18 protein-coding genes are annotated in these 22,148 nt (G+C 58.9%); 6 read left to right on the top strand and 12 right to left on the bottom strand.

What is annotated here, in order from left to right; translation table 11 throughout:
- Positions 1-250 precede the first annotated feature (250 nt).
- Complete coding sequence (locus tag CQ019_RS18310; protein ID WP_141393591.1) at positions 251-439, top strand: hypothetical protein; 189 nt, start codon at positions 251-253, stop codon at positions 437-439.
- Between the two features lie 53 nt (positions 440-492).
- On the opposite strand, the gene CQ019_RS14575 is transcribed toward CQ019_RS18310, so the two are convergent.
- The 3 genes from CQ019_RS14575 to CQ019_RS14565 are packed head-to-tail and all read right to left on the bottom strand — an operon-like array spanning position 493 to position 3,663.
- Complete coding sequence (locus tag CQ019_RS14575) at positions 493-1,815, bottom strand: NAD(P)/FAD-dependent oxidoreductase (RefSeq protein WP_096288243.1); 1,323 nt, start codon at positions 1,813-1,815, stop codon at positions 493-495.
- A gap of 12 nt (positions 1,816-1,827) precedes the next feature.
- Positions 1,828-2,160 (bottom strand): cupin domain-containing protein, encoded by a 333-nt coding sequence (locus CQ019_RS14570; RefSeq protein WP_105554753.1) that lies wholly within the window; start codon positions 2,158-2,160, stop codon positions 1,828-1,830.
- 39 nt (positions 2,161-2,199) lie between these two features.
- Complete coding sequence (locus tag CQ019_RS14565) at positions 2,200-3,663, bottom strand: APC family permease (protein WP_096288239.1); 1,464 nt, start codon at positions 3,661-3,663, stop codon at positions 2,200-2,202.
- Between the two features lie 153 nt (positions 3,664-3,816).
- Here CQ019_RS14565 and CQ019_RS14560 point away from each other — a divergent pair, with 153 nt between their 5' ends.
- Positions 3,817-4,383 (top strand): TetR/AcrR family transcriptional regulator, encoded by a 567-nt coding sequence (locus CQ019_RS14560; protein WP_096288318.1) that lies wholly within the window; start codon positions 3,817-3,819, stop codon positions 4,381-4,383.
- A 202-nt stretch (positions 4,384-4,585) separates the two neighbouring features.
- On the opposite strand, the gene CQ019_RS14555 is transcribed toward CQ019_RS14560, so the two are convergent.
- The 5 genes from CQ019_RS14555 to CQ019_RS14535 all read right to left on the bottom strand — a co-directional run bounded on the left by CQ019_RS14555 (position 4,586) and on the right by CQ019_RS14535 (position 11,730).
- The gene (locus CQ019_RS14555; RefSeq protein WP_096288237.1) at positions 4,586-5,446 is read right to left on the bottom strand and encodes a prephenate dehydratase; all 861 of its coding nucleotides are present in this window, start codon (positions 5,444-5,446) and stop codon (positions 4,586-4,588) included.
- 432 nt (positions 5,447-5,878) lie between these two features.
- Positions 5,879-6,895 carry an NAD(P)-dependent oxidoreductase gene (locus CQ019_RS14550; protein WP_105570007.1) on the bottom strand — a complete coding sequence of 339 codons (1,017 nt, stop codon included), beginning with the start codon at positions 6,893-6,895 and terminating at the stop codon, positions 5,879-5,881.
- On the bottom strand, positions 6,892-9,483 hold the full coding sequence (locus CQ019_RS14545; protein ID WP_181148527.1) for an alpha/beta fold hydrolase: 2,592 nt from the start codon (positions 9,481-9,483) through the stop codon (positions 6,892-6,894). The genes CQ019_RS14550 and CQ019_RS14545 overlap by 4 nt, the downstream gene beginning before the upstream one ends.
- Positions 9,477-10,502, bottom strand: coding sequence for a 3-oxoacyl-ACP synthase III (locus CQ019_RS14540; protein ID WP_176484261.1), 1,026 nt, complete (start codon positions 10,500-10,502; stop codon positions 9,477-9,479). Before CQ019_RS14540 ends, CQ019_RS14545 begins: the two co-directional genes overlap by 7 nt.
- Positions 10,503-11,253: 751 nt before the next feature.
- Complete coding sequence (locus CQ019_RS14535; protein WP_105554750.1) at positions 11,254-11,730, bottom strand: helix-turn-helix domain-containing protein; 477 nt, start codon at positions 11,728-11,730, stop codon at positions 11,254-11,256.
- Between the two features lie 84 nt (positions 11,731-11,814).
- On the opposite strand from CQ019_RS14535, the gene CQ019_RS14530 reads away from it, so the two are divergent.
- From CQ019_RS14530 to CQ019_RS14520, 3 genes are all read left to right on the top strand, one after another.
- On the top strand, positions 11,815-12,285 hold the full coding sequence (locus CQ019_RS14530) for a PaaI family thioesterase (RefSeq protein WP_105554749.1): 471 nt from the start codon (positions 11,815-11,817) through the stop codon (positions 12,283-12,285).
- Positions 12,275-12,787 carry a PaaI family thioesterase gene (locus tag CQ019_RS14525; RefSeq protein ID WP_096288225.1) on the top strand — a complete coding sequence of 171 codons (513 nt, stop codon included), beginning with the start codon at positions 12,275-12,277 and terminating at the stop codon, positions 12,785-12,787. Before CQ019_RS14530 ends, CQ019_RS14525 begins: the two co-directional genes overlap by 11 nt.
- 90 nt (positions 12,788-12,877) lie before the next feature.
- Entirely contained in the window at positions 12,878-13,858 is a 981-nt protein-coding gene (locus tag CQ019_RS14520) for an ADP-ribosylglycohydrolase family protein (RefSeq protein ID WP_217990416.1), read from the top strand.
- A gap of 79 nt (positions 13,859-13,937) precedes the next feature.
- Here the strand turns inward: CQ019_RS14520 and CQ019_RS14515 are convergent, their stop codons facing one another.
- The 4 genes from CQ019_RS14515 to CQ019_RS14495 form a co-directional block, all read right to left on the bottom strand.
- On the bottom strand, positions 13,938-14,240 hold the full coding sequence (locus CQ019_RS14515; RefSeq protein ID WP_176484260.1) for a DUF1883 domain-containing protein: 303 nt from the start codon (positions 14,238-14,240) through the stop codon (positions 13,938-13,940).
- Between the two features lie 147 nt (positions 14,241-14,387).
- Entirely contained in the window at positions 14,388-15,431 is a 1,044-nt protein-coding gene (locus CQ019_RS14510) for an NAD(P)-dependent alcohol dehydrogenase (protein WP_105554746.1), read from the bottom strand.
- A gap of 250 nt (positions 15,432-15,681) precedes the next feature.
- Complete coding sequence (locus CQ019_RS18585; RefSeq protein WP_181148519.1) at positions 15,682-18,021, bottom strand: hypothetical protein; 2,340 nt, start codon at positions 18,019-18,021, stop codon at positions 15,682-15,684.
- Positions 18,022-18,684: 663 nt separating this feature from the next.
- The gene (locus CQ019_RS14495; protein WP_105554745.1) at positions 18,685-19,053 is read right to left on the bottom strand and encodes a hypothetical protein; all 369 of its coding nucleotides are present in this window, start codon (positions 19,051-19,053) and stop codon (positions 18,685-18,687) included.
- A 570-nt stretch (positions 19,054-19,623) separates the two neighbouring features.
- Here CQ019_RS14495 and CQ019_RS14490 point away from each other — a divergent pair.
- Complete coding sequence (locus CQ019_RS14490) at positions 19,624-21,861, top strand: polyribonucleotide nucleotidyltransferase (RefSeq protein ID WP_105570006.1); 2,238 nt, start codon at positions 19,624-19,626, stop codon at positions 21,859-21,861.
- Positions 21,862-22,148: the final 287 nt, after the last annotated feature.

Here is a 22,148-nt window from a genome sequence, read left to right as displayed (position 1 = left end):
AGTTTACCAGTAACCGATTCTATTGACCGGGAAACCGACGGACAGGGAACAGTCGCCAGGGAGATATGGGTGCTGATTTGAGGCTGGGTAAGGGTTAAGCTGCGCCTACGAACCCAGCACCGAAAGCGCCTGAAAGCAGGTTAAAGTGATTTGCCTGCAGTCACTATCTTGGCGCAAGCAGACTTGCGTTTTGGGGCCAGAAGAGACCAGCCCCCGCCCTGTCCATTGGACTGGGAAGGAGGCTGGTGACGTGCTGCTGAATTCGGTTCTAAGCGGCGGATCGCTGCTGCTGGTGGAAATCGCATTTGCGCTGTGGACCATGATCGCTGCGATTAGCGGTCCTAGATTATCTACCCAACCTAGGTTTCCATTGCATCGACAAGAAGCAATTAACCATTTTTCAATCCAAGAATCCAACCGAGCAGATGCTCATGAATAGCTCTGAATCTGTAGCAACGACCTGAGGCCAATCCCTAGACGAAGTGCAACGGATCAGATGGGAAGGGCTGAATTGACGCGCGGCATATCGGTGAGCTCAAGGGCGGCGTCGCGGGCTGCCGCAATGCCGGACTCGATGGCGCCGTCGATGAAGCCTCCCCATCCCTTGGCCAGGTCCGAGCCTGCGATGCGGATGCGGCCCTCGGAGCGCTGCAGCTCGGCTAGGGAATCGGTGAGATATCCCGTGTAGTGCATCGACCAGGTGCAGCGTGCATGCTCGTCGTCGACCCAGTTATGGCCGGCAACTTCCAAGACCTCCAATCCGGGGACGAGAGCATCGAGGCTGCGCTGGGCCGCGGACGTATCGGTGACGTTGACAGCTGCGGCGTCGGGTCCGAAGCAGACCAAGGTGGTGGTGTCCGCATCGATGTACTCGGCTTGGGCGAAGTTCAGGGCGGCGTTTTCGGGGCCCATGGCAACGAAGCGTTCCTGCCGTCCCTTGACCTTGATCCAGAGCTTTGCGCCGCGGCCGGCATGGCTGCGGCTTGCGGCTTTGCGTTTAATGGCTGAAAGTTCAGGATGAATGTCGATGTCGTTCAGGGTGCCCAGGGGGACGGCAAGGATGAGTTGGCGGGCGGTGAGTTGCTGTCCGTCGATGGTGCTGGCGACGACTCCGTTCTCGTCCTGATGGATGGAAGCCACCGGCTGGTTCAGCCGCAACTCGGCGTCAGAGTCCGCCAGGATGGCCTCGGCCAGGCGCCGGGTTCCTCCCTCGATCTTGAAGGTTGCGCAGGTTTCGAACATAAGTTGCCAGGACCCGCTGGCCGCAGCACACCAGCGCAGTGCCTGCGTGTAGGCGGCTTGGTCTAGGGCGCCGTTGAAGTTTAAGGTCCAGAAGGAGCGCAGCAGCTGGCGTTGGTTCTCCGGAAGGTCCAGGCGGTCGATGGCCTCCGAGAGCGTGGTGCCGTCGATGCTGGCGAGCTCGGGGTTGGCCAGCGGGGACCAGGGTAAGGGGAAATACTTGCGAGCATCGGCTAGTAGGGCTTGGTTGGGGGCGTCGAGCAAGTCCATCAGCTCGTCTGGATGCCCCGTATGTTGCTGGCCCTCGGTGCTCCAATAGGCCTTGGTGAAGTCGGGGCCGGCGACCGGGGCGATCCCGTAGCGGCCCATTTCGGCCCAGACGTAGGGCTGGGTCCAGTGCACCCACGTTCCGCCGAGTTCCAGGTTCCGGCCCAGATGCTCCTCGAGGTGGGTGCGCCCGGCGATGCGGTCGCGGGCCTCCAGGATGGTGGTCTTGAATCCGCGGCGGGACAGTTCGCGGGCGGCGGTCAGGCCGGCGAAGCCCGCGCCGACGATGATGACGTCAGTGGTTTTCATGGTGGCAGTGCCTTAGCTGTAGACGAAGAATTCGATGGTGGGTTCGAGGATGGTCCAGCGCGTCATGGCGCCCTTGGACAGGGAGGCCATGGATCCGGCGGTGAGCTCGAGCATGTCTCCGCCCTGGACCTCGATGCGGATGTGCCCGGAGACGATGTAGATGGTTTCGTCTTCCCCGATGGGCAGGTCGAAGGGCTCGGGCGCCTCCTCAGGGGAGATGCTCCAGATGCCGGAGGCGAGCGCCTGATTGCCGTTGTCGCCATTGCGGCGGAGCCACTGGACGGTGCCGAGTTCGAACGGTTCGAATGCGGTGGTGGTGTGATGGGCGTGGAATACCTGTGGCATGAGGTTGTTCTTCCTTTGTTGGGGTGAATAAAGAGAGTTCTAGGCTTGGGTTTCGTGGAGGTCTGAAGGGGCCTGCGGCTCGCGCATCAATGGCAGTCGATCCTGGAATCGGCGCCGGATCACAAACAGGACCAGGGAGAGCAGGAGGATGCCGACGCCGATAGTCAACTCGAAGGGCCCTCCATATCCAGATATCTGGGACGAAGCGGCCCCGACGATCAAGACTGCCGCTCCATAGATGGTGAGAACTATGGCCAGTGGAATTGACCAACGCCCGAGCTTGAAACTGCGTGGATCGTCGGGCCGATCCCAGCGAAGAAGCAGAAAACCGGAGACGGCCAGCAGGATGGCTAAGAGGTAGCCGATATTTGCCGCCACGAGGATGGAAATCGGGTTGGAGACGAAGAGGACCAGCAGGATGTTCATGACCACGGCGGCAGCGATAGCCCTGGCTGGGACCTGATGACGGTTGAGCTTCTCGAACTCGCGGGGGACCAACCCATCGACTGCGGCTCCGAAGAGCGCGCGTGACCCGTCCGCCATGCTGGCGTTCACGCCCATGAGCAGCGCTCCAATGGTAATAAGCAGCGCCGCATCCCCGGCGAAGCCAGCGGGCAATACGGCCGCGAAGCCACTGACAAACACTGCCGCGGGATCTGCTGCGGCGTCGGCCTGGCTGAGCAGTCCGCCGATGCCAATGGGGACCAGTGCGAACATCATGAACGTGTAGGCCCCGGAGCTGGAGAGCGCGCGGCGGGCGTCCTTCTTGCTACGGTATTCGGGCGTGAACGCTGCGCACATTTCGGTGCCGTACGCGGTCCAGCCGATGAGGTAGAGCCATACTGCGGCGTCTTGCCAGCCTCCCCAGTGGTCGGCTCCGGCCTGTCCTAGACCCCAAGACAGGTTGCTCACGTCCCACTGGCCGCTAACCAGCGGGGCAACCACGAAGGTAAGTAGGGGGATCAGCAGCAAGGCTCCGAAGATTTTGTTTACCCAAGCCGCTGGCTGTGCACCGAAGAGGTTCGGCACCATGAGTGCAAGAATTAGCACAATACCGATCAACTGCGCCGGCCCTACCTGCAGGATTCCCAAGTCCAGGACCCAAGTCGCTACCGGGAACCAGCGGACCTGGATGATGGCACCGGCGGTCAGACTGACGATTGAAATAACGGCGGACCAGCCGAACCAATATCCGAAAGTCGCCAGCGCACCTGCTGGAGCAAATCGTCCTTTCCAAGCCTCATGCGCGTAGATCGGGACCCCTCCGGGCTTGTCGGGGAACATGGATGCCATCTCCGCGAAGAGGTGATTCTGCGCCCAGCCGATGCCTGCGGCAAGGGCCCAAATGAACATGGCCGACAGCGCACCGATGGCGGCCATGGTTGCACCGAAGGATACGAAGAGACCTCCGGAGACGGCCATCGCCAAGGCGAATGCATCCTGCCACCGCAAGGTGCGGTGAAGCGTCGGAGGGGATTTGCTGGGGTCTATCGAGGCAGACATGAGGGGCCTTTCGATCACGAGTTGGAGGCTGCGCGGGAATTGTGTTTCGCGGGTTTCGAGGCGTGGTCTGCCTCACATGGTTAAAACTATGCATCTGCTTAGTTCGTTGTGTCAAGGGCCACGTTGAGGAGTTAGACTCAGTATGTGAAAGCGATGCGGAACAATAAATATGGCGACGGCAAGGAAGCACTGCTTGCCGCCACCGTGGCGGTCGTGGCCGAACGCGGACTCCACGGCCTTACTTTTCGTGCGGTCAGCGAGGTAGCGCAGGTCAACAACACCCTGATTAGCCACCACTTCGGGACCAAGGACACGTTGCTCCATGAGGCGGTGGCCTGGGCAATATCTAGGGCTATACGACTAAGTGACTTGTCTGCCGCGGAAACCATAGACGGGGGGTTCGCGCGTACGCTGGTCGAACTGGTCGAGCGAGAGCCGCAGCTTCAGCTGTTTCAGTATGAATTCGTGCTGGAGTCGCGCCGCCGCCCCGACCTTCGCGATGAGGCCAAAGCGCTCTATGAGGGATATATCGACGCTTTGCAGCGTGCCTTGGGTAGGCAAGGGCACGTCAACTCACGACCGCTGGCCCGAGCGGTCTTTGCCGCTTTGGACGGTTTAGTGTTTCAGCAACTGACTGTTGCCGATCCGGATGCCGTACGGGAGGCAATCGAAACCGTCGGAGCTCTGCTTGAAGCTAATTTGGCTGCTATTCGCCAATAGCTGGCATAACGCCGCAACGGGAAATACGCCGTTGGTGATCTGCGACGTCTACGGGGTACGTTCCGGATACGGTCGATTCTCCAGCAGCCATGGTGCAGAACTGCTTGGTCGCAGGCTATGAAAGTCCCTCAGACTGATTCCCCTGCGGCCTAGAACATTTGCGTCCAATGGATACGAAGCGTGTCAGAGCGACGGAGCAACATCAGATGAAAGAAGCTGATCCGGCCTGCCGGTGCTCGCTGGCCGCGTAGGTTCCGAGGGTTTTGATTTCCCATGTGAAGAAATCCAGTTCTTCTAGGGCGAGCCGTACGGGAAGATCTTCCGGGTGCCCTTCAATGTCAACCATGAACGTGGTCGCGGCGAATGTGGAGCCGACCATGTAGCTTTCCATACGCGTGAGGTTCACGCCATTTGTCGCGAATCCGCCAAGTGCCTTGTACAGCGCACTGGGCACGTTGCGTACCTGGAAGACCAAGCTCGTGATGACTTCATCGGGCAGTTGCGCCCGGGTAGGCAAAGCTTGTTTGCGGGCCAGCACAACGAATCTGGTCATATTCGTTGGGTCGTCTTCGACCCCGCTGGACAGGACCTCGAGTCCGTAAAGTTCGGCGGCCATCGGCGGGGCCAACGACAATTTTCGGGGGTCATCCCAATCCCGGATCTCGCGGGCGGACCCTGCAGTATCCCCGGCTATGACCGGGGTCAGCTGATGTTCGCGGATCAAACGTCGGCACTGGCCTAGCGCGTGGATGTGGCTATGGACCTCGGTGGCGGCTTCAATGCTGCTTCCGGGAATTCCGAGCAGGTCGAAACGGATTCTGAGGTAATGTTCCCCAACGATTTGAAGGTCAGATTCAGGGAGCAATACGTGGATATCGGCAACACGGCCGGCAATGGAATTCTCTATCGGGATCATGGCGAGGTCTGCCGCGCCACTTTCGACCATCGCAAACGCATCCTCGAAGCTGGCGCACGGGACGGCTTCCATATCGGGGAACCTCTCGGTGCAAGCGATGTTTGAGTTCGATCCGGCTTCGCCCTGATAAGAAATCTTATTGCTCATTGAATCAACTTAGCGCAGAGTACTCGTGCTGCAAGAAAGAGTGAATCAAGGTTTCCTGATGCGCGCCAATTTTCGAATTCTGCGCGGTTGCCGCTGGAGCAGTTGCCAAGTAGTCGACCGCTTGGTAGCACTTATCCGTGGGAGAACGGATCCTAGCGACCGAGTACAGTCTCTGCGGCCTTCCGCTGGTGAGCGAGAATTAAGGATGGACACGTGATGTGGAGATTCCCCGCTGACAAGCTGTAAGCGCTCGTGGATAATCCGAGGCGTCTGCCGAGCCCAGCGGTATCTGATGCACGCCAATTCGGGTTTGGGGAACACCTCGAAGTAATCCGTCAGGTCCGGGGCTCAGAAGCTGTAGAACGCTGCGAGCCATCCAGATGTACCCTCCCGGGCAGAGGCGACTATTCTGCGGCTAATTTCCTATGCAATCTATCGATCCAGCTCAACGTAGTGCGAAGCGAGTCTTTGCAATCCCTCAGCGATGGTTACTTCAGGTTTCCAATCCAAGATTTCGTGCGTTTCGCGCTGATCAAACCAGTGTGCGGTCGACAGCTGCTCCGCAAGGAACCGCGTCATCGGCGGTTCGTCGTGTACAAGATCCTTGGCGCCAGCCGCAAGCCAGACGCGTTCGATGACTGATCCCGCACCGCGTGCAAGCCAGCCCGGAACGTTTAGCCGGGGGGCCGGTGCGCCGCCCGCTTGGCAGATCCCTGAAATGAGTTCGCCCACCGGGCGCGGCTCACCATTAGTGACTACCAGGGCACGACCGTGAGCAAACTCCATGCGCTCGAGGCCGCGAACTATCGCCGAGGCTGCATTGTCGATGTAGGTGGTGTCAATGAGCGCGGCTCCATGATCCAGCAGCGGAAGTCGTCCGGCTTTTGCTCGGTGAATGACACGTTCAACCAGCTGCGTGTCACCGGGACCCCAGACCACATGGGGTCTGATCGCGGTTACCCGGAAGTCAGACGAATCTTGGGCAAGGGCATTGAGCTCCGCCGCCGCTTTGGAACGCGCATAGTTTCCGCGGGCACGCTCAGGATCTGCCACACCGGCGGTTGCGCCGGCCAACGGTTCGCCGAAGTGCGCCACCGAAGGGGAAGAAACAAAGACGAAGTCTTTGACTCCGGCCTCTTTGGAAGCCCTGAGCAGATTATTAGTTCCGTTGATATTCGTGTCGACAAATTCTTGCCATGCACCGGTGAATGAAACTTTGGCTGCCAGATGGATGACAGCATCCATGCCCTTGGTCGCTTGCCTTACTGCCTCAGAATCCGTAAGCGAACCCAAGACGTCGTCCGTGGCTCCCTGCGATGGTCTGCGTTGGAAGGTTCGGACAAGATGGCCTTGGGTGCGTAGCCGCTCTGCTACGGCGCCGCCAAGCATTCCGCTGGCGCCGGTGACTAAGACGCGACGGGTTGGCGCGGAACTTTGGTTTTCACTCATGGCTTGCCGATCCTTCCGCCGGCCAGCGTGGTCGCCGCCCAGCCTGCCAGCGCCGCACGGTCAATCTTGGAATTGTGCCTAATATCGGTTGGCAGATCCGGGACGAGGAGTACAGCCGAAATTTCCAGACCAGTTCGTTCCACCGCGGTGCGCACCGCGTGCGCAAATGCGGCCGGGGCGGGAGACGCGCGGCGGGCCGGTGGGACTGTTTCCATCACCACTACGGCGGCTTGAGTCCCTGCCGGTCCGACACCGACCACCGCAGCTCGTCCGGCGCCGGCTACAGATTCGGCTGCCTGCTCCGCTGCCACAGGTGTTTTCGAGCCCGTGGCGGTGTGCAGCACATGGCCGAGGCGGCCTTCGACCCATAACCGTCCATGGTCATCGAGATGACCCACGTCTCCGGTGCGGTGCCAGCCAGGAATTGAGGTGCTAACCTGCTCGGTGATCCAGAGCCTGTCGTAGCGATCCTTCACGTGGGGTGCGCGCACCAGGATTTCACCGGTGAGATTTGGTTCTTCCAATGGTTCGTTGCCTGCTTGGCCATCGGAATCAAGCGGCGCAATGGCTACTTGAGCCCCCGCGACCGCAGTGCCAACGCATACTCCGTTCCCTGATCCGGCGGCGCGAATACCTGCCAAATCTATATCGGTCACGGGAAGCGCCTCGGTCATCCCATACGGGGTGTGCACCCGGGCATTGGGTACCAGGCCCTGGACCCTGGCCAGCAAAGGCTCTGGAAGCGGTGCTCCGGCCGAGAGCATCAGGGAGACGTTTTCGAGGATCCTGCGTTGGCGTCCGTCTAGAGCCTCTTCAGTTTCCAGCACATTCGCTAAGGCGGCAGGAGAAGCGAACACGGTGGTTGCGTCAACGGCTAAAGCAGCATCCGCCAGCGCCGCGGCGGTCAGTGTACGCGGTGCCGTAACATCCATATCGGGGGTGACCGAGGTTGCGCCCAAAGCTGGGCCGAGAAGTGCGAATGGTGCAAATCCTGCTACCAGAGCCGCGCCGGCCTTGAGGTTGTACGTCTCGCGCAGCGTATCCCGCATGGCAGCCAATTGCCGGTGCGTGTAGACCACTCCCTTGGCTGGGCCGGTGGACCCGGAGGTGAAGAGTACCGCGGCATCGGCATCCGGGTCGGCTTCGCCAAATGTCGGCGCATCGTGGGCAGCGGAATTACCGGACTCGAGCAGCTCGGGGACGGTATGTGCCACCCCGAGGAGTTTGCGCTTGGTGGCCGGCAAGTTTTCCACGGCAATTCGGGTGCCGGGCCAGCCAAAGAACCTGGCTCCCACGAGTGCACGATCGATCCCGATAAGGAAACTAGGGCCCGCCCCCTTGATGGCACGTCCCAAGCCCTTGGTGCCCAGGCCTGCATCTGCCACCACAATGACCGCGCCCAGGCGCAGGCAAGCATAAATCAGCGAAGTCAATTCGATGCCGGGAGGCACCAAAAGATTGACTCTGGATCCGGCGGTGACACCAATCTGCGAGAGGCCAGCTGCGAGAGCATTGACCCGTTCGCCGAGCTCAGACCAGGACAGGGAGCGCGGGGGATTGATATCCACTACCGCAATGCTGTGGTCATCTGTGCGTGAATCCAGCTCGGCGAGCATCGGACGGTAGTCGCTCAGGGCGGTGGCGCGTGAGGAGTTCTTAGAATCCCGTTCGGCGTCCAACCAATTAAAAATGGGGGAGGCGATATCGCGGTCTTCAGGCAACAGGTGGCTGGCGCCTTCGAAACGGTGCACCTGAGCGTGGGGCAGACGGCCCATCAGATCTCTTAGGTAGCGATCGGAGAACACCGGGTCCTTAGGGCCCCACAGCATGAGCGCCGGAACGGAGAGCGAGCGAATTGCGTCGGAGATCTCCTCCAATGCAGGACGGCTCGGGTGATCTTCGCTAAAAGGAATATCCGCTACGAAGTTTGCGACGCCTGTGCGCTTGTCCGCGCTGGTGTAGGGAGCCATGAATGCCTTGCGGACGTCTGCCTCCAAGGCCGGCTGAGCCAGCGAATGAGTCACTCGAAGGAATGCGTCAGTGCTCTTGGTGCCCCACCCATGGACTGCAGGGTTCGAAGCCAAACGCAGGGCGGCTGGTAGCTCGAAGCCCGCAGGGTGTACGGCGGTGTTGGTAAGGATTGCGTTCGCCAGCTGCTCTTGGTGGGCTACGGCCCAGCCCAGGGAAATGATTCCTCCCCAGTCGTGGCCAACCGTGGTGACTTTGCCGTTGAGTCCGAGGCCTTCGATCAAATCGCCTAGGTCGTTGACTCGATCGGCCAGCCGACGGAACTTCCCGGTGCGGGCAGAGAATCCCATATCAAGCTGGTCTACGGCGATGACACGCCATGGCAAGGCGTTGTCCGAAACGTGGCTCAGCAGGCTGCGCCACAGGTAGGACCATGTGGGATTGCCGTGCACGCACACCAGGGTGCCGACTGGGTGGATACCACGCGCGATGAGTTCTTCTTCGTTGTCCAGCAAATGCCACAGGTGGGTGGTTCCTGGATCGTCTACCTCCGAAGTAGAAGGGACGTCTAGGTAGCCCGAGTATTTTGCATCTACGCCGGGAAAGATCTCGGTCACCAGGCGATCTCCATCATCGCGGTGTTCAGTCCTGAACCGACGCCCATGCAGAGCACGCGGTCACCAGGCTTTAACGAGTCGGCCTCCTGCGACAAGGTCATTGGCAGGGAAGCAGGCCCCACGTTGCCCCATTTGGAGAAGGTGATCGGCACTCGGTCCTTTACTAGGCCCACGGCTTTGATAATGGCGCTGGTGTAGGACTTCGAGACCTGGTGGGTGACGTAGCGGTCCATGGACTTCCAGTCCCAGCCGGAATGATGTGCTTCATCCCAAGCATCAACTACCAGCTCCAAGCCGTTGTCCAGCAGGCCTTTGGTGTCGGTGTACATGCCGGTCGGACCGCCGACACAAAGCTCGTGGTGCTCGGTTCCTGCGCGGGAAACCCCGCCGAGAATGCGGTGTCCGTCAGGGTGAACATCCGCCGGTCCAATGACGGCGGCGGCCGCGCCGGAGCCCAGAGTCAGAGTTGCAAATTCGCGCATGTAGTCTTCACGGGTGGAGTTCTCGGCGTTGAGGCGCTGGAACGTCGTCTCCTGGGTGGGCCGGGAATCTTCGCCGGCCACGATCAGCGCGTACTTGATCTGTCCGGAATCAATCATGTTTGCAGCCAGGCTCATACCGTTGACGAACCCCAGGCAGGCGTTGGCCACATCGAAGTTCATGGCGGAGGACGGCAGGCCCAATCCGTTGTGAACCTTTGAGGCTACCGAAGGCTCTAGGTTGCGTCGGGTCACCGAAGTGTTGATCAGGAGGCCAATTTGGCCTGGTTCAACGCCGGCCTGAGCCAGCGCTTTCTTGCCAGCGAGAATCGCCGCATCATCAAATTCCATGCCTTCGGACCACCAGCGGCGTTCTTTGACACCCGACACGCGTTCAAGCAGCTTTTTGGAGAGGCGCAGACGCTTGAGGCTAGGAGCCAGACGCTCGTCGAATTCTGCCGAACTCATGACCTCAGGTGCAAGTACGCTGTTTACCGCCAAGAGGGCCACATTGTGGTGTTTAAAAGTGGCATTGCCGTTCAAAATTTAGCCTTTGTGTCGGGGCTGTCGCGCCGTTCACGGACGCGACGAAGTAACAATCGTTTGATGCGTTAGAGTCATCAACGAAAAAACGTCTACCTCTACCGTATTCCTTGTTGGAGCGCACTGCGTACACGGGCGCGCTATTTTCAGCGGTTAGCAAGAAACTCTCAGGGTTTTCAGCTAAATTCCAGTGGTTTTTCGCTCGGTGAGTTACTGCACAGTAACTTGTTTCTTGCATTTCAGCTAAATGAGGTATCGAATTCCTGAGGTTCTGCTGGGGTTATTGCTAATTTCCTTGAGCAAGATTTTCCGAACAAGCTAAATTGCGTGATGGGCTCTGGTCTTCGTAGCTGAGCTCAATGCAGGCTACATCTGAAAACTCCAAATGATCGAGTGTGGAAGTTGAACGCCAGGTCATTCGAAAGTACTTATTTTGTCGATGCGACCAGAAGCGGTTGGACCCTGCAGATAGCAGGAATGCCGCTGGTATTTGTCGCGGTAATGAGGTGCGCCGCCGCTAGCGATGCTAGAAAGTAGTCGGTTTATACCGAGCCACCCTCTACCAACGCAAAATTGATTTCGGACAGCTCAAAGGACAAATTGCGGCGGGAATGCGCTAAAAGCTAATCGACCGCTGTCCGCGTTCGGGTCAGGAACGAGCCTTGACGACAGCTAATCTGTTCTGGAGGACCGGGGTGTTGAACGAGTTGGCCGCGGTTCCGGAAAAAGTCGGGGCTGTGGTCTCGTGGCCTTAGGTAACGGAGTTGCGGAGTTTTGCCCCTGGGCCGGGGGAGACTTGCGATTCTCGTGGTGAATCAAGAACATGCGCACCGGCGCACTGGATAATTGCTGACACCGGTTCGCCGCACTCCCGATGCGTGACGAGTAGCGGTGGGCCAGCCGTATCTGCTTCGTATTTGTCGCCCCACTGGAGCAACGAGATAAGTACGGGATAGAGATCCAAGCCCTTTTGCGTCAGGCGATACTCGTTTCGAGTACGGTGGCCTGGCTCCTTGTACGGTGTGGCCGAGAGAATTCCAGCTGCCACTAGGGTGCGCAGTCTGGCAGCGATGACCGCCTCGGAAGCCCCTAGATGATTGCGGATCTCGTCAAATCGGCGCACACCGTTAAAAGCTTCACGAAGCACCATGAGGCTCCACTTTTCACCAATGGTGTCCAGTGTGCGCTGAATCGAACAATTCTCGGTGTCATAGTCGAGCCATTGCATGATGAAGAGCGCTCCTTACCGTTGACATGTCCCGTCGATCTAGCTAGCTTCAAATATAACAGTTAGCTTTTGAGAGGCCAATCAATGAAAACAAGCAACGACGTACTTCCTGACATGGGGCTCGATGCGGCTAGCGACTTTGTCGCCGCTTCCGGCTTTATCGTTGAAGAGGTCGGCAAGACGTTCCTCCGTGGGCACGTGGAGCTAGGGGCAAACCACCACACCCCATGGGGAGTGGTGCACGGCGGGCTGTTCACCACGATCGTTGAAAGTGCCGCCAGCATCGCGGCGAGCTATGCGGTGAAGGAACTTGGCCAATTTGCCGTCGGTGTACATAACGCCACAGATTTCTTGCGGCCAGGCAGTGCGGGACTGGCAAGGGTGGAAGCCACCGCGCTACACCAAGGACTTACTCAGCAATTGTGGGAAGTCATCATCACAGATGTTGCCAGCTCCAAGGTGCTTGCCCGCGGACAGTTGCGGTTGCAAAACGTGCCGTTGCCTTCGCAAGTTACTGAAGCCCGGAACGAAGAGGGAAAAACAGATGGAAGCTAGACAGGGCGAACACGAAAAGGTCGTGAGGTGGCGAGATCCTGCTAGCGCGCTGCAGCAGCTACCGTTGTTTTCCGGGCTCGAGTATTTGAAACTGATGGCCTCCGGCGAAATTCCGGGGGCGCCCATCGCAGGGCATCTCAATATGGATGTAGCCGAAGTATCTGAGGGGTCGGTGGCCTTCACCTGCACTCCGGAGGAGTCGCACTACAATCCGATTGGTGCGGTGCACGGAGGGCTGGTGTGTGCACTGCTCGATTCGGCGCTCGGCTGCGCAGCGCACTCGACGCTTCCTGCAGGAATGGGCTATACCTCTATCGAGATCAAAGTGAACTACCTGCGTCCAGTGCTTGCCGACAGTGGGCCGTTGCGATGCACCGGGAGGGTTACCAAGCCGGGCCGGCGAGTGATCTTCGCTGAAGGGGAAGTCGTAGATAAGAACGGCAAGGTCGTTGCGACCGCATCAAGCTCGCTTCTCGTATTCCCTCTTGATTCGAACAAGTAGTAGCTTCCGGCCATCTTGTCGGGCGCGCACGGTAATTTAGACACACAGCAGTAGCTGAGTATGAGTCAAATTTTCTGGTGGAGGGACCGCATGGAGTTTTCGTCTGGCATGAAGAGCCGTATCTGTGGAGCACTCGTGGGCATGGCTGCAGGGGACGCACTTGGCGCTGGCTATGAATTCGATGCCCCGATGCCTCAGGACGCCCCGGTTGCCATGATCGGCGGAGGGCTCGGAGACTTTGCGCCGGGGGAATGGACGGACGATACCTCGATGGCAATCGTGATTGCACGGGCACTCGTAAACTCCCAAAGAACACTCAATAGTGACGCAGCGGATTACATGGTGCGGCAGTGGGCCATTTGGGCTCAGAGCGCACCGGATGTTGGCAGCCAGACGCGTGCCGTCCTCGGCGAGGCCGAAAAAAGCGCGCGTGAAAGTAACCGCCACGAGCCCAGCGCAGAAGACGCACTGAAGGCTGCCGAATCCGTTCACCTGCGAACCGGCCGCTCGGCTGGCAACGGAAGCCTCATGCGAACGGCACCCGTCGCCTTGGCCTATCTAGAGCGCACGCCGGCCGAGGCCTATCAAGCGGCAACTGCCATCAGCAGGCTGACTCACTTCGACGAGGAGGCAGCAGAGGCTTGCGGCTTGTGGACTCTTGCCGTGCGTCACGCTGTGCTCACCGGTGAACTGGATATCCGAATTGGGCTGCAGCTTTTGGAACCCGCTCGCGCAGTAGTTTGGGAACAGCGCATTCAACAGGCCGAAGACAAGCGGCCGCGCGACTTCTCGCATAACGGGTGGGTCGTGGAAGCTTTCCAAGGAGCATGGAGCTCCATTGCCGTTTCCACGGATACCGTAGGGGAGAAGTCAACGCATTTAGTTGCTTCCCTGGAAGCAGCGGTACGTGGCGGAGTTGACACGGATACCGTAGCGGCGATTGCTGGATCGTTGGTAGGTGCTGCCTATGGGCTGCCGGCTATCCCAGAGGATTGGCTAGACAAGCTCCATGGCTGGCCGGGGCTCGACGCTAAGAGCCTAGTAGATCTCTCACTTAAACTTGCAGGTTAGAGATCGCAGCAATCTGCGCGCAACCCTTTGATTCGGACCAACGGGCCACCTGCCTTTTGGCACACCCGAGCGCTTTTGATTAGGACCGTCGCTCGACGAGTTTCTGCGGTGGTTCCACGCTCACCGCGTGGCGTACTCCGCGGACGCTCAGTCCCGTCAGATCAATCGCCAAGAACCATGGACCGGACTGAGGGACTTTGAGCCTGTAGGGTGCCTTGCGCGCCATTCCGCCATGGAAGTCATATTCGGCACCGTCTTGGAAGGCCGCGAAATTTTCTGGATCCATGAGCCTGAGGTTGGCAGGTCCACTGAGCGTTACCAATAGCACGCTGCCGCGTTCAAGGAAATCCCACTGATATTCGGTGAAATCGGGAGCGGTCACCGTACTTCCCCTAATTTCTCGGCAAGCAGTGGCGGGGCGTTCAGATGTAGATGCAAGTGTTTCCTCCAAAAACGGCGTTCGAACCACTCACTCTTCGGTCAATAGTTCGAACGCCGTGTGCACCTCAGTCGATCAAGTTTTGTTCGCCTAGACGAGCGTCGCTGTATCGATCACGAAGCGGTAGCGGACATCGGACTTCATCACGCGTTCGTATGCTTCGTTGATCTGCTCGGCGGCAATGACCTCAATTTCTGCGCCAATTCCGTGCTCGGCGCAGAAGTTCAGCATCTCTTGGGTTTCCTCGATGCCGCCAATCTGCGAGCCGGCGAATGAGCGGCGACCGCCAATAAGCGCGAAGGCGTTGACCGGCAGTGGCTCTGCCGGCGCGCCAACGTTGACCATGGTGCCATTGACGCGCAGCAATCCAAGGTAGTCGCTGACATTGATCGAGGCGCTAACCGTGTTGATGATCAGATCGAAGCTCTTTTGCAGCTCCTTGAAGGTGTTCTCGTCGCTGGTGGCGCGGTAATCGCTTGCCCCCATGTGCAGCCCGTCTTCCTTTTTCTTCAAGGACTGGGACAGCACGGTTACTTCGGCACCCAAGGCACTGGCGATCTTCACCGCCATGTGGCCCAGACCGCCAAGGCCCACCACTGCAACTTTCTTGCCCGGTCCGGCACCCCAGTGCTTCAGCGGAGAGAAAGTTGTGATGCCTGCGCAAAGCAGAGGAGCGGCGACATCGAGTTCTATACCTTCAGGAATGCTCAGCACGAAGTTCTCGGTGACGACCACGTGGGTGGAGTAGCCGCCCTGGGTGATGGTGCCGTCGCGGTCCGTGGCACCGTAGGTTCCCACCGACTTGTCGCAGAATTGCTGGTCTCCCGCGAGGCAGTTCTCGCATTCCATACAGGAGTTGACCATGCAACCCACACCCACGCGGTCACCGACCTTGTGCTTGGTGACAGCTGAGCCGACCTCCGCAATGATGCCGGCGATTTCGTGGCCAGGAGCCAGCGGATAAGTCTGCGGGCCCCATTCGCCACGTACGGTGTGGATGTCGGAATGGCAGATGCCCGAGTACTTGATGTCGATTAGTACATCGTGAGGCCCGACATCGCGGCGTTCGATCTGTGTGGGAATGAGTCCCTCGGTGGCCGAAGGGGAAGCATATGCGTTGACCATGGTTGTCATAGGAGTTCTTTCCCTAGTCTTGATGTAAGCCTGTCTCCGCGCGCCGGATGGCGGCACGCGGATACCAAACGTCTTTAAGTCGTCCATGGGTAGAACATGCGTAATCCAGAGAATAGTCCCGTTCTGGGGAACAAATTTGGGAGAATGCGAAACGGCCGTTGGATCCATACTTTGTCGTATCGATCCAACGGCCGTCCGGTTCGCTTCAATTGCACGGCTCTAGCAGTGCTTTCGAAGTTTGCTGTTCTGCCTAGCCGTGGCGCCCGCGTCGACGCAGGCCCAGTGCGACTGCGCCCAAGTTGACGAGTCCTAGCGCTAGGCTGCCCGCAATGAGCAAACCGTCGCTCGCGCCGGTGTCGGCGAGCTCGTCTTTATTGGAATTATCGTCCTTTGGGCTGTTGTCCTGTTCTGGCGCTTCTTGTGTAGGAGGTGCCGTAGCGGTAGGGGCCTCGTCGTCCGTTGGCTCCGTGGTTGGATCGCCCGTAGGTTCGTCCGTTGGATCGTCGGTAGGATCCGCCGTTGGTTCCGCCGTTGGGTCTTCGGTAGGGGTTGGTGTTACCTCAGCCGCTGGGGCGAACAGTCCGAACCAGGTAGACACGCTGACAACTGGATCAGCTGCAGGCTGGGCAAACGCTGCTGCGCTGCGGTTTGCGTCATCGGCCTGCTGTTCACCATAGAGGAAGTAGGTACCGGCCGTGAGTTCTGCGACTCGTGGATCGTTGACGATCAGGGTTTCACCCTCGACGGTAAAAGCCACGTCCGAAACGGAAACTGGCTGTCCCTGGGTGTCGACGAACTTCACATCAAATCTGAAGTTGTCTTCAGCCACAGTTGGGAACCCTGCGGGTACATCGAAGCCCAGCTCAACTGCTCCAGCTTCAACCAGTGGTAGCCCCAAACGGTTATCAACGATATCGGACTGCAAAGCTAGAACGCTGGCGCCGGAGAGGACGGAAGAGATGGTTTTGCCCTCAGCGTCTTGCACAGTGATGAGCAGCTGGTTGAAGTCCTTTACGGTGTCGGTGAAGGCATCGTCGCCTTGCAAAGTGAGTTTGCCGTCGCTGACATTGCCGGTGGTGGTCTGAGGTTCGGCATCAGGTGAAGTGCGGTAGTTGACGGTAATCGCGCCGTTTTCAACATCGGTACCGGTGTTGAAAACGAACTTACCCTCGTCAGGTGCAGAGGATTCACTGTCATACGACAAGTTTTCCTCGCCTGGGGCTACCTGATCGCCGGACTCTGGTTCTTGAGCTTTGGGGACCTCTGGGGAATCAGTTGGTTCTGCCGTCGGATCGGCGGTCGGTTCCTCTGTTGGCTCTGCCGTTGGCTCAACTGTTGGTTCCTCAGTAGGGTCCACGGTCGGTTCCGCTGTTGGTTCCTCGGTAGGTTCTACGGTTGGTTCCTCGGTAGGTTCTACGGTCGGTTCCGCTGTTGGTTCCTCGGTAGGTTCTACGGTCGGTTCCGCTGTTGGTTCCTCGGTAGGTTCTACGGTCGGTTCCGCTGTTGGTTCCTCGGTAGGTTCTACAGTCGGTTCCTCTGTTGGTTCTTCAGTAGGGTCTACGGTTGGTTCTTCAGTAGGGTCTACGGTCGGTTCTACGGTCGGTTCTACGGTCGGTTCTACGGTCGGTTCTTCTGTTGGTTCAACCGTAGGTTCTGTTGTCGGGTCTTCCGTTGGTTCTACGGTCGGTTCTTCTGTTGGTTCCGCCGTTGGCTCCTCGGTTGGTTCGGGAGTCGGTTCAGGAAGCTCGCCGTACAGACCCATGTAGGCGGTGGCAAGCTGATCCTCGCCCGCTCCTCTAAACGTGACAAAGTAAAAATCACCTTCGGAGAGTTTCGGTAGTACTTCATCGGAGACCGTAAGCTGACCGTTTGCAAAGGTCTTGTCGCTTAGCTCGTAGTTCATGAACCCTTGATTAGGTGCATCCGGAGCGTCGCTCCAGTATGCGACTTCGACCGTGGCATCTGCGATCCATGACGGCGACGTAGGAATGTTAAAAGTCCAAGACTCAGTACCTACCGGCAGTAGTGGAGTGTCGCTGGTCTGCTCTATTTTGTCGGCCTCCAACGAGGGAGCGCCAGCGGGCACGAAGTGAGTGCCGCCTTGGTGGATCCCGTGGTCAGGGCCTACAGAAGCCCCGAAACTCACCTGCTTGGTATCCGATGGCCACGTTTGGTAACCATTAGGGGTATCGCGTGGGCCGTTGTACACAACTTGCCCATTTTCGTATGTTGCCGGGGTCGAACTTCCGGTCTGCGGTAGGGATGACGAACTCAACCACACTTCGTCGCCCTCGTTGATGAGCCCAGTTTTGTCGTTGAGGATCACAAGTCCCTTGGCGGGGTCGCTGTTTTCATAATCGAAAGAGAACAGTTCCTCGCCTGGGTTGACGACCTTAAGTTCCTCATCGTTCTTGATAGGTGGCACATCCGCGGAGGGATTCGCAGCATTGATCGTGGCTTGTTGGACTGCCATGGCCGGAGAAATGACTGCTGCTCCGCCAACAACGCCGCCTAAGGCGAGCGAGCCGGCCGTGATGACGGCAAGTGGCAATCGAGCTCTACGCGCGTTGGATTTCGGGGACTGGTTCATAGAGAAAAGCTTTCGTCTTCAAGAAGATGCGGGCAAGTGTGAACCCAGTACCGTCGAGGTACCCGGAACTCCGGCCAGTAGATCACGAATAGATAACGAGTTCAACCAGTTGATGTACAAGAAGTGCGACAGACTGTTTTGACTAGGTGTTTTATAGGAGAGATTAATGTGAAGTAATTTTAATGGCCATTCGAATGAATGATCCGCTTGCGCGCTGCAGGCGTCCTTAGGGCGCGACTCTGAAGGTAAATGGATACGTTGACCTAGGAGCTTGATGAGGCACTAATCGGTGCATCTCGATCTGAGTATTGCGTTTCAGTGCGGCAAGTTTCGGCCATTGCTTATCGAGCGCGTGGCCTCTCCTTGATTTAGAAGGGTATTAAGAAGCAGGTGAAGGTCGCGACAATACAAGGTGCGGAATAGTCGGTGTCCGCCTAGCGTCTCATCGCTAGATCGGGACCAATTATTCGTGGCGTGCATTTAGCCTGAGCGCCGCGAAAGTTTTCTAACAATGGATCCTAGCCCGGTCCGTGGGCCAGTTCCTTTGCCTCTGGGTGCACTGTTTTCGGGGGAGGAGGGCAGGCGAACTTCGACGGCATCGCCGTTGGGCGCGCGCCAGCTAGCAGGCATTTGGCCCATGCGTTTCGACTTTGGAGTCGGGCGCTAGCCTTCCATCGGCGGCCACTGCGCGCGAGTGGCAACGTAGCTGTGTTTCCCGTCTTGCGTGAGGACCGTGATCCTTTCTAGATTGGGCTCGCGTTCTCCAATGCGCAGCATGGTGTTGCTTCCTACATACGCGAGGTCGTCGGTCGGGCTCGATTCCCATTTGTAGGGTTCTAGCGTGATGACCAGTTCGCCGTATGCGGGCGCCGCGACCGAGACAATATGACCGTGCGGGTCCGTCGGATACCACTTGAGGAAATCAGATGGTTGATGGATGTCCATTGCAACGTCTTCCCAGCCCTCGTTGATGTCGTCCATCCACTGCTGCAACTTCTCATCTGCCCAAACAGCGAGTTCTTCCTCAGTCATTTCCTCCGCTGCTGCGGGAGTCGGGGATGCCTCGGGGGAGTCGGGTTCTGCAGTTGGGCTAACGGCTATATCGAATGCCTCCTCGGTCGACGTAGGTCCTTCGGTAGAGCCGGCGGCGTCTGTGCGATCTGCTGCTGGCGTCGAACATGCCGTCAATGCGAACAGGCAGGCGGTCGCTAGTGCCGCCGCAAGGCGATGGATGGACAATTTAATACGACTCCTTCATTCCTGGTTTGGGTTTGGGCGGGAGTCCGCTGCAACGCGTCAGAGAACCCTCGATATTTGGGTTTGAGCACCAAGACACCCGCCCGATCCGACAAAAACTGCACCTTTGACTAATTCCCGGTAGGCTTAGAGTCAGGTCTTGGCCTTTGGTCAAGCCCTCAACGATAAAAACACTCCCTTGACTGCGTCACCGTGAGTCCTGACCGCCAGTATCGCGGTCCTCGGTAGTGGCTTTCGCTCTAGTCTATTGCGGCTAAAGTGCGAGTCTCGATCGAAGACCAGATCTGGGTAGGCCTGCACGGATCGCTTGTCACTTTGGGAGCGATCGAAAGGAGAACCCCCTTAATGGAGGGTCCAGAAATTCAGTTCGCCGAAGCACAGATCGACAACGGTCGCTACGGTACCCGCACCATTCGTTTCGAGACCGGCCGCCTGGCCAAGCAGGCCGCGGGCGCTGCAATGGTCTACATCGACGAAGAGACCGCACTGCTCTCGGCCACCTCGGCCGGCAAGCACCCACGCGAAGGCTTCGACTTCTTCCCACTGACCGTGGACGTCGAAGAGCGCATGTACGCAGCTGGCCGTATTCCGGGCAGCTTCTTCCGTCGCGAAGGCCGCCCATCGACCGAAGCCATCTTGGCTTGCCGCCTGATGGACCGCCCGCTGCGCCCAGCCTTCGTCAAGGGCCTGCGCAACGAGGTTCAGGTTGTTGTCACCGTTCTGGCCATCGATCCAGACGAGCTGTACGACGTCGTCGCGATCAACGCTTCCTCGATGTCCACCCAGCTTTCGGGCCTGCCATTCTCCGGCCCAATCGGCGGCGTCCGCGTTGCACTGGTTGACGACGGAGAAGGCGCCCAGTGGGTTGCCTTCCCGAAGCACAGCCAGCTGAAGAACGCCGTGTTCAACATGGTTGTTGCCGGCCGTGTGGCAGGCGACGACGTGGCGATCATGATGGTCGAGGCCGACGCTACCGACAACGCTTGGGAACTGATCCAGGGCGGCGCCACCGCGCCGACCGAAGAGGTCGTTGCCCAGGGTCTTGAAGCCGCTAAGCCATTCATCAAGGTTCTCTGCGAGGCGCAGGCCGATCTGGCTTCGCGTGCCGCAAAGGAAACCGTCGAGTTCCCTGTGTTCCGCGACTACGAAGATGACGCCTACGCAGCGGTCGAGGCAGCAGCCTCCACCCGCCTGGCCGAAATCTACGCCATTGCAGACAAGCAGGACCGCGACAACGCCGCAGGCGAGTTCAAGAACGAGATCGTCGCACAGCTGACCGGTGAAGGTGCGGCCTTCGCCGAGCGTGCAGGGGAAATCTCCAAGGCCTTCGGTGCGGTTACCAAGCACATCGTGCGCCAGCGCATCCTGACCGAGCAGATCCGTATCGACGGCCGTGGCCTGGCTGACATCCGTCAGCTCTCCGCCGAGGTCGAGGTCCTGCCTCGCGTGCACGGTTCGGCAATCTTCGAGCGTGGCGAAACCCAGATCATGGGCGTCACCACCTTGAACATGCTGAAGATGGAACAGCAGATCGACTCGCTGAGCCCGGTCACCCGCAAGCGCTACATGCACAACTACAACTTCCCGCCATACTCGACCGGTGAAACCGGCCGCGTAGGTTCGCCGAAGCGCCGCGAAATCGGCCACGGTGCCCTGGCAGAACGCGCCATCATGCCTGTTCTTCCTTCGCGTGAAGAATTCCCATACGCAATCCGCCAGGTCTCCGAGGCATTGAGCTCCAACGGCTCGACCTCCATGGGCTCGGTCTGCGCCTCCACCCTGTCGCTGCTGAACGCCGGCGTGCCACTGCGCGCACCGGTTGCCGGTATCGCCATGGGTCTGGTTTCGGACACCGTCGACGGCGAAACCCGTTACGCTGCCCTGACCGATATCCTCGGCGCCGAAGATGCCATGGGCGACATGGACTTCAAGGTGGCTGGTACTCCTGAGTTCATCACCGCGATCCAGCTGGACACCAAGCTAGACGGCATCCCTGCCTCGGTGCTCGCCGCAGCGCTGACCCAGGCCCGCGAGGCCCGCCTGCACATCCTGAACGTGGTCAACCAGGCCATCGACACCCCGGATGAGCTGTCCACCTACGCGCCACGCATCATCTCGGTGAAGATCCCAGTGGATAAGATCGGCGAGGTCATCGGCCCGAAGGGCAAGATGATCAACACGATCCAGGAAGACACCGGAGCTGACATCTCGATCGAAGATGACGGCACCGTGCTGATCGGCGCCACCAATGGTGAGTCCGCCGAAGCCGCACGTTCGGCCATCAACGCGATTGCCAACCCTCAGGTTCCTGAGATCGGCGAGCGTTACCTGGGTACCGTCGTGAAGCTGACCACCTTCGGTGCGTTCATCTCGCTGACCCCAGGCAAGGACGGATTGCTGCACATCTCCGAGCTGCGCAAGATCAACGACGGCAAGCGCGTCGAGGATGTTGAGGACGTCGTCTCGGTAGGCCAGAAGCTCCAGGTTGAGATCACCAAGATCGATGACCGCGGAAAGCTCTCGCTGTCTCCAGTTGTTGAGGAAGACGACGAAGCAGAAGCAGGAGCCGTAGCGGCCGAGTAATTCTCGTCTTCTAGTTCGGTTTGATAGGTCCCGGCCCGCACACTGTGCGGGCCGGGACCTTTCGGCTTAAACCGGTTGCAGTCCGTGGTTGCAGGTGAAAACGGCTGCTTCGGGTGCGGGCTACAGGGCAAGAAAACGCGTTGCTGCGATTCCTTCAGGCCAGCGCGGCCGGTCGGTGTGGACAACGGCGGTTGCTTTGGGAATTGATAGAGGATACGGCGAAGGCCGGGCACCATTTGGTGCCCGGCCATTCAAGCATGCCAGCTCGAGACTAGTGCGTATGGTTC

It is taken from the genome of Arthrobacter sp. MYb229, from assembly GCF_002975405.1.
Classification (GTDB): domain Bacteria; phylum Actinomycetota; class Actinomycetes; order Actinomycetales; family Micrococcaceae; genus Glutamicibacter.
Note: the sequence above shows the minus strand (reverse complement) of the source record. Positions and strands in the feature narration are given on the sequence as shown.